The sequence below is a fragment of the Sporomusa acidovorans genome, assembly GCF_900101845.1.
Lineage (GTDB): Bacteria > Bacillota > Negativicutes > Sporomusales > Sporomusaceae > Sporomusa > Sporomusa acidovorans.
Genome location: NZ_FNAM01000039.1, coordinates 1 through 12,523, shown reverse-complemented (window position 1 = coordinate 12,523; position 12,523 = coordinate 1). Strand labels below are relative to the sequence as shown.

Below are 12,523 nucleotides of genomic sequence, written 5' to 3'. Positions count from 1 at the left end.
TGCCATCTGCCAATAAAAAGGCTATAGTAAAGGGGAGATTATACTGTTATTCGGGAGGAATTTATATACCCCAGAACAAGCCTTTGCTTGTTTTGACTGTTTGCGGGTCAGAGTTAGATGCACGTCTGTATCAAATTGCTCTGTTTGTGGCAGCCCAAAGCTGGAAGTCATGCTATTGTTGCGTCCTATATCCTTTACCCGCACCAGATAATACATATCCCGTTGTTCAGCGTGGGCAAAGATGTTGTAAGATTCATAGCCGCGATCCGCTATAAATATCGTCTTGTGCCCGGCATCGCATCGGTCGATCATGTCCGCTAGGGCGCGGCACTCATTGTTTTTTCTTCCCGGCTGTATGACGGCATCCGTATACCGCCTGCTACATAGATCGTACAGTGCGTTCAAATGGAGTTGATTAAACCCCTTTTCTCCGGGGTTTGACTGAAAATAATTTTCCTGATCCCTTGGATTTCGTGCGATGTTCAAGTCGGTGCCATCACAGGCGAGCAATCGATATCCATGGTATGTTTGAAATTGTGCAAAGGCTTTGTTGAACTCCTGGAAGAGAAATTCCAACGCTTCCGGCAGTATCTTTTTACGTTGCTGGTTAAAGGCCGAGGCAGTTGCGGTGTCAGGATGGTAATGAAAAAGTTCCAACAGTTCTTTTTTCAAGCTGCCGCTTTCCATGGCAATCAGACATCGAATGGTTGTTTCAAAATCCAGCTTTCGCGTTCTTGTGAAATCGCTGCCAGGATTACGTACAAACGGCTCGGGACAGGATGCCATTGTCTGTATTTTTCCAGCAGTACCTTTTTTACGTTTTCAAAAAAATTCATGAGCGAAGCCTCCAAAAATGTATTCATTCAAGGGGCTTCGCCGCATTTTTTTGGTTGCTTGTCAACCTTTTTTTTTTGCATTTTTGTAAAAAAAGAACCGGGTACGCTTTTTCGTACTCGGTTCTTTTTGCGAGACCTGATTAATTCCTTAACTTAATGACATTGGCCAAATAACCTGCTAATTTTATAACTGAAAATATGATGTTTTTTAAGATTACAGATATTTGATTTGGCTTTCATAAGAATTAATTGCCTGCAACGTATTCGTATCAGTTGTATAATCTGCTTGGTCAGTTATGTTTTTGGTGTTGCTTATACCAGTAATACTGCTTATCCCGCTTGTGCCACTCACGCCGGCAAGAGCGCCGTTAGCCGCTATCTGTTTACAGACCCCACAGCCGGTACAAGTTTCATTGCCTAACGGGCAAGATGACGTACTGGAGGATGCACCGGTACCTGATGACGCACTGGCACTTTTCCCTGCAGCACTCAATTCCACGGTATCTACACCCGAAGTATTGGCAACACCGCTTTGTTCTCCTACAGAACTAGTGCCGGTAGAATATAAATTCTGATATAAACTTGTTGCTGAAGAAACAGCCGAAATCGACATTAAAATCCCCCCTTATTCCATTTTCTTTATTATCTGGCAAATTTGTTTTAATTGTATTTGAAAATACTATTTAGTTGTATGCCTTTCTACCCTCTAATTAAGTACGTCTCCTCTTTTGCGGAATCTTTTTCTGTTTGTCCTAAGGTACTGTGCCGATAGCCATAACCAAAATAAATAACTAGACCGACGGCTGTCCATATTGAATACCGAATCCAGGTCTGAATAGGCAGGCTATACATGAGATAGACGCAGCAGAGAATAGCCGCCGGCGCTACGAAATTGACGGCCGGGCAGCGGAAGGGACGATGGGCACCCGGCGCGATTTTACGCAGAATTAGCACACCAATTGCGGTTGTTAAAAAGGCAAGAAGAGTACCGATATTAACTAGCTCAGCAAGAATATCGACAGGAGTCAGGCCGGCAATAACAGCAACACTAATACCGGATACGATGGTTATAATATGAGGAGTTCCATATTTCGGATGAACTTTACAGATGCTGGCGGGGATCAAACCGTCACGCGACATGGCAAAAAAAACACGGGTTTGACCGTACATAACAGCCATTAACACGGTAGTAAGACCGGCAATGGCTCCGGTGCCAACAAGGGCCGACCCGATGTTGTACCCTATCTGGCGCAAAGCAAATGCTACAGGTTCAGCATTATTCAATTCTTGATAGGGGATTACCCCTGTAAGCACTGCTGCCACCAACATATATAATATGGCGCAGACGATAAGAGAACCGATAATACCGATAGGCAAGTCACGATTGGGGCGTTTGCATTCTTCGGCGGCTGTCGCTACACAGTCAAAACCAATATATGCCAGAAAGATAGTTGCCGCGCCAGTCATTACTCCGGAAAAACCAAAGGGCAAAAAAGGAGACCAATTGACTGGATTGACTTTGGGACCTGCCAGAAATAAAAAAATAAACACAGCCGTTAGTTTTACACCTACGAGGATTTTATTGATAGTGGCGCTTTCTTTTGTACCCCGTACTAAGAGTACACTCAAGAACAATAGAATTAGCATGGCCGGTACGTCAACCATGCCGCCATCAGCGGCAACAGCGGTAAAGGCTTTAGGAATCTCGAAACCTGCTGACTTAAAGAGTCCGACCGTATAGGCTGACCAACCGGCAGCTACCAGACTGGCAGCCAGAGAATATTCCAGAACAAGGCTCCAGCCTACAAGCCAGGCAAAAACTTCCCCCATTGTTGTATAAGCATACGTATAGGAGCTTCCGGCAACAGGTACGGTAGAGGCCATCTCGGAGTAGCATAACGCGCAGAAAGCGCAGGCAATAGCAGACAAAAGTAAAGATATAATAATACCAGGGCCGGCGTATTTAGCGGCAACGACACCTGTAAAAACGAAAATACCTGTGCCGACAATGCAGCCAACACCCAGCAATACCATATCCAAGGCTCCAAGGTTTTTCTTCAGGTTTTGCTGCTGGCAATTCCCCGACAAAGAGGAAAGGGATTTTGTGCGAAAAAAATTCATGTAAGTACCTTCTTTTCTAGTGAGGTTAATGGTGGCATATTTTAGAACTCATTCTAAGACACGAAATGGCTTTCATACCGTTTAACAATATAACACATTTACAGAATGAAAGCAAAGAAAAAGTACGTATACCAGGGAATATAATATAAAAGTACTTCTGAAAAAAAACAAATCAAAAATATACCGACCCTCAGCAAAAAATAGTCTTTCTATATACTTCGAAAAACAGTTCATTAAACAGACGAATGAAAAAGCATAAAAAATGGCCCATGCCGTTGTGACGTGGGTCATTATCCGCCTAATGGCCCTATCTATACATCATAGTGTCAATTGGGACATCTCCGGAAATAATTATTATATATTAGTGGCAAGCTAAGCCAGGAGGTGATTAATAATGTGTCATCATCATCATTTGCATCGCGATTGCTGCTGTGGCGATTCACCATTATTAAAAGTCTTGGCTGTAGGTGCCCTAGTGTATGTTGGGTTAAAAGCTTTTCATCACTATCAAATCTATCACCGAGACTAACCTCTTTAGCCTGGGCTTACTGCCCAGGTTTTAATTAGGTGTCTGATAATAAAAGAGCCGCTCGTTTGTGCCATTTTCGTAGATCCTGCTATCCTCACAGAGATAGTGAACGTGTTTGTTTTCCATTTGGATGCCGTGTTAACACGCACCGTCTAATTTAGTCGGCTTTAATTTTTTGGGAAAAGAAACTAATTCCTGCAAAATATAACCGCCCTATTCGGACGGTTACACATCAAAAATAATTTCACGATTTATTTAGAGGCAATTATTTTTATCCAGTTAATAAACGCATCGACAAACTTTTGTAAAAATTCACGTGTTCTCTCATCAGTAATAGCACCGCGATCATCAAAAATTGATGCAACGTCGCCAATATAGGCTTCAGGCTGCTGCATCACTGGTATATTCAAAAATACCAACGACTGCCTTAGATGATGATTTGCGCCAAAGGCACTTAATCTTCCTGGCGATACGCTTACAACAGCACCTGGTTTTCCGTCCCATACACTTTTGCCATAAGGCCGTGACCCGACGTCTATCGCATTCTTGATTACAGCAGGAATTGATCTGTTGTATTCTGGCGTTACAAAAAGAAACGCATCAAAAGCCTTCGCATTTTTTCGAAAAGTTGACCAGGCCTCAGGCGGGTTACCCTCATCATCAAAATCTTGGTTGTAAATTGGCAAATCACCAATTTTTATTTCTTCCATTTCGAAAGATGCAGGTACCATAGATTTTAATGCCATATATATTTTTCTATTAAACGAATCTTTGCGTAAACTGCCTATAAGAACTCCAATCTTTGTAACTGCCATATTAAACTCAATCCTCCTCTATTTGTATATAGATGTTTGCAAATATATTTCGTCAAGAGGAAATGTTCTCCTTCTCATAAACGGACAAAACGTTTAAATTTCATCCATGAGCGAATCCAAGAAATCCGCCGTCCCCATGTCTTGCTGGGCGCCCTAGCACGAGCAATTCTTTAATTAAATTTGACTTCCTGCTGTTGTCTGTCTACTCTACATTATCACATAGCATTTTCAATCATCTTGTGTATTTATATTACCGCAACCTTTCTTTATAAATTTTACAAACTGAGTGTACCTTTAGCTCAATAGACTATTCGGATTGGCAGACAGTCAACTATACAACGATATAATCATTAGCAATTTAATAAGTAGCTTTGTCACGCCACGGAAAAGTCCATCAACCAATCTTAAACATTTTTCTATGATGCTAAAACCTTGTATAAGCCCGACTTTTACAAGTTCATGTAAATTAAAAAGCATCTTTTCCTGTTTGATAAAGAAACAGGAAAAGATGCAAATTGACGTTAAACTTATTTTAATTTTTAGTCAACCTTTTAATTTTAATATAATTCTATACTCTTACAAAAAAACCTGCTTTGTTTAGACAAATGGGGAATGTTCCTTTTTCGTCAACTGTTTGCCTACGCCACAACCTTCCGACGAGACGGGATTTCTCGGCATATTGTCAAAATGATAAAGGCAGAAGCAGGTTACTTCTTGCCTCTTGGTTTGATAGGATTATAGGATTATTTGTTTTTCACCGGTATTCTGTTTGATAATATATTCTAATTCCTCTACTAATCTGACCCGCTGTTCCCGAATCCAATCTTCACCGTGTTCTTCTATAAGCCTAGTTGCAGTACTTAGTACAAAAGCTTCCAGCAGTCTTCCACCCGGAAGTTCTTCAATTTCAAGCAATTCCAACAGTCTGGGTAATGTAATTTTATTTTTGCCGCCCATGCTACCGCTCCTCTTTTATCTGCTAGTTTGCGCACACTAACTCATGTTGACATCCTAAACTTATTAATTTCGTTTTGTAACTGTTCCGCGAATTCTGCTAAACTTTGACTTGAAGATGCAATTTCTTCTACAGATGCCGTCTGTTCCTCAGTTGCTGCGGAAATGGTTTGCGCCTGACTAGAAATCTCCCGACTGATTTTCTCAATTTCTTTAACCCCTTCAAGTACCTGCTTACTATTGGCAGCCAGCCTATTCATCCCGCTATCAGTCCCTTTAGCAATAGCTGCAACTTCTTTGACGTACTCATCGATCTTCCGGAAGGCTATGCCAGCCTCATCGACGATATCCGATCCCCGTTTAACCTCCTGAATACCAGTAATCATTGCATCAACGGCTTTATCCGTATTAACCTGAATATCACCTATAAGTTCAGAGATTTCCTTGGTTGCGTCCCGCGACTGTTCCGCTAACTTACGTACTTCTTCCGCTACTACGGCAAATCCTCGGCCTTGCTCACCGGCCCTTGCCGCCTCAATGGCGGCGTTTAATGCCAATAAATTTGTCTGACTGGCAATTCCTGATATCGTTTCAATAATTTGTCCGATTTTTTGGGACCGCTCACCTAGCTCAGTAATTACCTGCGATGATTGATCAACAGTTTGCCGAATGTTATCCATTTGACTAACAGCGGTATGTACCGCCGCGTTACCCGCACTGGCTGCGTCAACCGCTTTAGCGGCGATATCCACAACACTCCTGGTTTTATCGGACTGTAATAGGGCCTCACTGGTGATCCGCGTCATGAAATCCACGGATTTAGTAACAGCATCCACTTGCCGCATTGCTCCCTGAGCTGTTTCACCAATAGATCCAGCCACTTGACCGGCAGCTTGAGCCGATTGTTCAGAATTAGCGTTTAATTCCTCAGAAGCAGCGGCTACTTGTTTTGAGGTAGCGTTTATTTTCAAAACCATATTACGTAAATTTTCAACCATCATTTCAAAAGCTCTGGCTAAATGTCCCAGTTCGTCCCGTGAAGTTACGGCAATGTTTCTTACGCTTAAATCTCCGCTAGAAATATTGATTGCGGCTGACTCCAGTATTTTTATAGGTCTAGCAAAACGATTGGAAATTTGCAGCACAATAAAACTTGTGACCATAAGCACAGCAATAATCGTAATGACTGCTGTCTGCGTGAAAACGGTTAATCTGTCGTTTACCTCACTCATCGGTACGTTTATCCCGATGGACCACTTAGTACCCAGCACTGGCGCGTAAGCAAGGTATTTGCTCTCACCTGCATACTCATAACTGGCAATTCCTTCTTGACCTTGAACCATCTTTGCTTCTGCTGCCTGTAAGGCAGGGTTGGCGTTAGGATCGGTAAGCAGATTTACCTTATTCTCAACTTCTTTGTTGGGATGAACGATTGTAAGTCCATCAGAGCGCAGTAAAAAAGCATAGCCTGTCTTACCAACTTTGATACTAAGGATGCGCTTCTCCAATTCCTCTATATTAACAGGTCCGGCCAGAACACCGATTATCCGGTTATTGATGCGAATCGGGCTAGCCATAACGACAATCGTTTTACCGGTACCCTTGGAAATTACCGGATCGGAAATTACGCTTTCTCCTTTAATCCCACATGTAAAATATTCACGATTGGCCAAGTTTCCTGTTTCACCTTTAGAATCAAAATAATTTCCTTTATCATCAATCCACAGTATGTTTTCATATATCTTGTTTCTTTTTAACTCTACGCCAAGGTAAGATGCAATGACTTCCCGGTCGCCGCTGATTAAGACCGGCGAGCGCGCGATAGTCTGCATTTCCGTCATGGTTACATTCAGCCAAGCACCGATGTCTTTACTATTATCCTGCACTCGGGAAACAATTTCTGTTTCAATATCTTGTGATAGCAATTTTTTTGCCTGCCAATAATTTAGACCAGCCAATATAGCAAGAGCCACTATAACCAGCGTAATAACGAGAATCATCAGTTTCGTCTTGATACTGTTCATCACTATCTCCTTTGCCGCTACAAAACTCTGTTGGGTTACATAAGCCCTATATTTTTTCCGGGGGAGTATTCCGCTTGCAGGGTTTTGTAACACCATTTTGGGGGACTGTTTTGTGGCGGTTGCAAGGATTAGCACACATCAATCCGCTATACGAACACAAAACAGGCGGTTGCTTAACTAATACCGGTAGATCTGCGCCACATTTTTTGCACTTTGTGTTGGTGGCTATATTATGGGTTTGGCATGTTAAGCATTTGACTATTTTTAGTGGCGGTTTACATTTACCGCAAGCTGGATTACAGACCCAACACAATATTCCCTCACTCCTCTATTCATGATTCTTTATTGTTTGTTGCTGAAATAACATTGTGTTCTGTCCGGAAAGCAGTTCGAATATATAACATACGAAAGATCTCGGGCAAAAAGGCTGTTTATGGGCATGTCGACGTAAGTTGAGATCTTTACTATGTTATATACGAAATAATGAACTAGGTAATATCTTGGTTGGCTACCTATCCTTTAAACGGAGTTATAGTTTTTTAAGCCAACAAGTAACACATCACAGAAGTTATTACTACTAACACTAGGGAGATCGGAAAGGTTGCTTTCATAACTTTATTTTCTTCTCCAAAAGCTTCTATAACGTAGGCCGCATTTTGCAGTTTTCCCGGAGAACATACGCTGGCTAGACCTGCGCCAATACCTGTGGCAGCAGTTACTATCCGGGGATCTACCTTTATTAATTCAGAAGTCATTACATTGTATTTCGCAAACATAGCCAAGGCCGAAGCCTCGCTTGAAGTGACAAACCCGCCAAATAAGCCAAGCGGAGCAGTAATGAGTGGGTAGAGAGTACCAAATAGTTCGGCGGATTCTAACGCCAAAACAGAAACCATGTTATGGGTGGGATCAACAACTTTCCAGATACCGCCGACATTTTCCAAACCGGTATTGTTCATCAACAAACCTAACATAAAGAAAACGGCTAGTGATAATACCGGTTTAGGTGCCCTTCTCAACCAGCTAGCTACCGCTTCTTGAACAGTCTTACGCTTGGGTTTAAGAAAGACGGCTGATAATATTGTGCTAATTAACACCCAGGTATAGGCGTTCCAAATTGGCCTGATTTTGATCACTTGTCCTGGTATTACGGAAACCGGCATGGCTAAATCTTTAAAGAGAACGTCATTTAATGGTTTATAAAAGTTGACAATAAGTAAGGATGCAATCAAAATGATCCAGGGGGAAAACGCCGTAAGCAATGACATCTCCTGTTCTATCTGTTGCTCTTCCGATGTCAATCGGCTTTTGTCAATGATCGGTTTGCCTATTATTTTAAGATAAAGCATCATTACCAGCATAACTAGAATACCAGCAATGATTCCGGTTAGCACAACACCTGAGCTAAGGGCCGGGATGTGGGCAATTGCAACAGCAGTACATCCTGCGGTGAGTCCCGCTAGCAAGCAAGGGAAAAAACCTTCTTTCATCAGCTTTACGCCGCCTACAAGCCACATCATAGCAAATGCAATTAACGTGGATATCAAGGGCAGATATTGGGCAAATACTTTGGCCGCCTCAGCTAATGGAACGCCGGTAAAATCTGAGTAGGTTACCAACGGAGCCCCTAACATAGAATAAGTACACAGCGCATCGAAGCCTAAGGCCGGTAAGGCTATTGACATAAATTTAGAATAACCCATCGCCATCATAATAGGCGGTAAAACTGTTACCGGTGTCGCTCCTGCTGATACCAACATCATTCCTGAACCAAGATTCACAGTCATAATCTGTGTGGGCTTATCAGTAGGCGCTAATGTTTTCAAAAAAACAGCAATACGTCTTAGCGCACCGGTAGACTCCATAAAACTAATTTGTAAAATGGACGTAACCGCCATAAGACTAATAGGGAAAGAAGCTATTATCCCTGCGGCACTCGCACGCATACTCATTTCTAACGGGGTATGAAAAAACAGAAAACCAACCAGAACGCATAACACCCATCCAATAATGGCACTCGTGTGGGTCGTGACATTTTTCCACGTTAACAGTAAGAAAATTATAATAATCGGCAACAATGTTAACAAGCTCAACAAAGCCATATATCATCCCTCTTTTTAACTTTTAGCTTAGCTAGAGATAGTTGCGAATAGAGGTTTTTATGGATTCCGTCTCTACATTTCTTTTATATTATGGTTAACAAGAAAGTTCGCCTTTCTTTTGAAATGGCGAACCTTCTGTCCATCTAGCCCGCACGCGGCCTACTTTTTTATTTTGCTTTTTCTTCAGTTTCTTCCGGCTTGGGCAAATCCGCACCGCATTTTTTACATTTGGTAAGCTTGGGTGGATTAAATTGTTTACAAGCTGGACACTGCGTCATCATTTTGTTTAATGCTGGTGGTCTAAAACACATAAAAGTTCCCCCCTTTTAGTAATTATCAATTTTTTATATTTATTTAGAGAACAAAACCATTCTAGGTTTTTCAGCCGCTTTCTCAGCCAGTTCTTCCAAGGTACCATAGTACACAGCACCGCTCTGGCAATGATGTACGCAGGTCGGTTTTCGGCCTTCTTGCACCCGTTTTGCGCAAAGATCGCAAAGTGAAGTGGGTACAGGAATGTAGTTTAATTCCCAACTGCCATCAGGATTTTGACGGGGGCCTTCTTCCAAAACCTTAATCCCGTACTGCCCCGGCTCTAATCCCAATTCTTTCTTACATGCCACTTCGCAGCTATGGCAATTCGTGCAATATTCATAATCAATTAATAATCCATAGCGCTCTTTACTTTTTGACATAGCCAAATCCTCCCATCTTGGTCACAATTGCCGACGGTGTTACTTTGTCGTTCTCCGGAGTAACTTTATATACCTTACAAATTGTTGATTTATAGGGAGCGCCATAGTGCGTAGGTCCATGTACCCCCATGGTTGTTAAGTTATTGATATTGCTATCGAATACGCCAAACAGTACCGGTTCGGCACCTTCTTTTTCAGGGAACCACCAGCCATGTTCACCACGAACTACTTTCGGATCAAGACCTTCATTAAATCGTGCTATTTGCTTACATTTGCCGCGACGGTTTTCCAGCCATACCCAATCTCCTTCGATAATTCCGAGCGCTTTCGCCGTTTCCGGATGAATATCCATCATAGGTTGTTGATGAATTTCACGCATCGTGGGAAATTGTCTATGCTCGGAGTGGAAGCAGCCCCAGAGACGATTACCGGTTGTAAGAATGAGCGGATATTCTTTCATAAGCTCGGGCGTGGTATTGGGCCCTTCTGCCGGTTCGATATGGAATCCGAGAGAATCAAAGCCCCAAACATCAAATAACGTTGACGTAATTTCATATTTGCCGGTCGGGGTTACGAAACCAGGCTGACCGTCTGCACGCAGCAGGCCTTTTTCGTATTTCTTATAGGTGTAATCCCAGTCCCACCAGTCTTGTACCTTCTCCACAAGGTCCTTAAAGTCATAATCGACGCCTTCGTCATCTTTCAGGAAGTCATCCAGGAAGTCTTCGGCGGTATTGTATTGTTCGAACCGGTCGGGCCGAATCCGTTTACCAAGATCAAGAACAATCTCTTCATCCGTTTTAGTATCTTCGTATCTGTCAGCGGCTTTCGTCAGTGCGCGTAACGGTGTCCACCACGATCTGAAGCTATTACGCTCAACACTCATGGCAACCGGCAATACCAAGTCGGCACAGGCAACCGCTGTCGGCGTCATGAATAGGTCGACTACTACGTTGAAAGGAACTTTTTTCATAGCGGCATATACACGAGGAGCTTCACCAGCCATATTGGTAATGGGGTTGGTCCCTTGCATCCACAGCATTTGCACCGGGTATGGCTTGCCGCTTTCCAGTGTTTCTAAAAGTTTATCCGGCGGGATAAACGGTGTATAACCAGATTCATGGATGGGGGACTCATAAGTTCCGATCCGTTTCAAAAGCATTTCTTCGGGGATGTTTTCCAAGCCACTGCCATACTTTTTACCACGATTGTAGGCATAGCGTTGTAAAACCATACCACCGGGAACGTCAATGTTGCCAGTGATCGCCATCAGGTCGGTGATCAAGCAGGAAGCTTCCATTGCCGCCATTTGCATATCAATGGCCAGCCCCCATTGAATAGCGCCGTTTTTGGCGTTTGCATACATACGGGCGGCTTGGATAATCTGTTCTTTCGGAATCCAGGTAATTTCCGACACTTTTTCTACCGGATATTCTTGTACTCTTTCAACTAGCTCATCAAAACCGTATGTCCAATTTTCAACAAACTCTTTATCATAAAGTTTTTCGTTAATTACTACATTGAGAATTCCAAGAGCAAGGGCAGCATCGGTTCCCGGACGAATCTTAAGCCATAACTCGGCTCTGGCTGCCAACCAGGTCAAAGCAGGGTCAACAACGATCAATTTTGTCCCTAATTTCATCATGTCAACAATCCAGTGGCCAAGGAACCCGTCTCCATTGGATACAAGCGGGTTATTGCCCCAAACAAGAATTACCTCTGGTTTTTGCCATTCAGGACGAGCTTCACGCAGCGGGTGGGTCTGTGAACAGTCTGCAATCAGGCAGTCACCGGCTTTGATCAGATTGGCAGTCATCCGGGGCTGGTAGCAAGAGTCCGCACTGAGGAATCCGAAGGAAACGTTCGGGCTGCCAAAAATAGTACGGGTAATGACAGCTGGCTGCCACATAGCATTGCGGCCTGTACCAACTAGGGTAACGATGGTTTGCTCACCATAGTTTTTCTTGAGTTCGTAGTATTTTTCTTCGATTAGCTTATAGGCTTCATCCCAAGTTATACGTTCCCACTTATTTTCGCCTCTTTCACCAACTCTTTTGAGCGGCCATTTTAGACGTTCAGGGCTGTACACCTGCTCAACCATGTTGATGCAACGCAAGCACAATCTGCCACGATTAACCGGTGAATTGGGGTCACCCTCAATCTTTTCCAGCTTGCCATCTTTAGTGTACAAAAGTACGCCGCAGCTGCAATGGCACCCGGGTGCAGTCCATACCGCAGTACGTGTTACTTCATATTCCCCTTCTTGCCAACGGGCTGCTGTTTTGTAAAGCTCCTTGTTAAACTCTTCTGACATGCTTTCCCCTCCTTAAGTACTTCTTGGTTACATCTGTCCTACCGCAAACTTTCCCTTCGCTTATTCCGCTCCACTAATTTCAAGTAAGGGTATTTTTTGTAACCGCTCTTCTATATTGCAAAATGTATGCCAA

At 43.0% G+C, this 12,523-nt stretch carries 11 protein-coding genes; all 11 read right to left on the bottom strand.

The annotated features are described in order from the left end of the window. Positions 1-21: 21 nt before the first annotated feature. On the bottom strand, positions 22-687 hold the full coding sequence (locus BLR65_RS21340) for a transposase (protein WP_176772783.1): 666 nt from the start codon (positions 685-687) through the stop codon (positions 22-24). A gap of 5 nt (positions 688-692) precedes the next feature. Then, on the bottom strand, positions 693-836 hold the full coding sequence (locus BLR65_RS29980) for a hypothetical protein (protein ID WP_169716961.1): 144 nt from the start codon (positions 834-836) through the stop codon (positions 693-695). A 214-nt stretch (positions 837-1,050) separates the two neighbouring features. Next, entirely contained in the window at positions 1,051-1,449 is a 399-nt protein-coding gene (locus BLR65_RS21335; protein ID WP_093796208.1) for a hypothetical protein, read from the bottom strand. 86 nt (positions 1,450-1,535) lie between these two features. Further along, positions 1,536-2,957, bottom strand: coding sequence for an amino acid permease (locus BLR65_RS21330; protein ID WP_093796207.1), 1,422 nt, complete (start codon positions 2,955-2,957; stop codon positions 1,536-1,538). A 780-nt stretch (positions 2,958-3,737) separates the two neighbouring features. Continuing rightward, complete coding sequence (locus tag BLR65_RS21325; protein ID WP_093796206.1) at positions 3,738-4,301, bottom strand: NADPH-dependent FMN reductase; 564 nt, start codon at positions 4,299-4,301, stop codon at positions 3,738-3,740. Between the two features lie 735 nt (positions 4,302-5,036). Further along, complete coding sequence (locus BLR65_RS21320) at positions 5,037-5,258, bottom strand: hypothetical protein (RefSeq protein ID WP_093796205.1); 222 nt, start codon at positions 5,256-5,258, stop codon at positions 5,037-5,039. Between the two features lie 41 nt (positions 5,259-5,299). Then, positions 5,300-7,279 carry a methyl-accepting chemotaxis protein gene (locus BLR65_RS21315; RefSeq protein ID WP_169716960.1) on the bottom strand — a complete coding sequence of 660 codons (1,980 nt, stop codon included), beginning with the start codon at positions 7,277-7,279 and terminating at the stop codon, positions 5,300-5,302. 539 nt (positions 7,280-7,818) lie between these two features. Further along, positions 7,819-9,381: an L-lactate permease gene (locus BLR65_RS21305; RefSeq protein WP_093796202.1), complete on the bottom strand. Its 1,563-nt coding sequence runs from the start codon at positions 9,379-9,381 to the stop codon at positions 7,819-7,821. Positions 9,382-9,548: 167 nt separating this feature from the next. Continuing rightward, positions 9,549-9,692, bottom strand: a complete 144-nt coding sequence (locus BLR65_RS29975) for a hypothetical protein (RefSeq protein WP_169716959.1) — start codon at positions 9,690-9,692, stop codon at positions 9,549-9,551. A gap of 39 nt (positions 9,693-9,731) precedes the next feature. Next, a complete protein-coding gene (locus tag BLR65_RS21300; RefSeq protein WP_093796201.1) occupies positions 9,732-10,076 on the bottom strand; it encodes a 4Fe-4S dicluster domain-containing protein in 345 nt (114 codons plus the stop codon). After that, the gene (locus BLR65_RS21295) at positions 10,063-12,390 is read right to left on the bottom strand and encodes a molybdopterin-dependent oxidoreductase (protein WP_093796200.1); all 2,328 of its coding nucleotides are present in this window, start codon (positions 12,388-12,390) and stop codon (positions 10,063-10,065) included. Before BLR65_RS21295 ends, BLR65_RS21300 begins: the two co-directional genes overlap by 14 nt. Positions 12,391-12,523 lie beyond the last annotated feature (133 nt).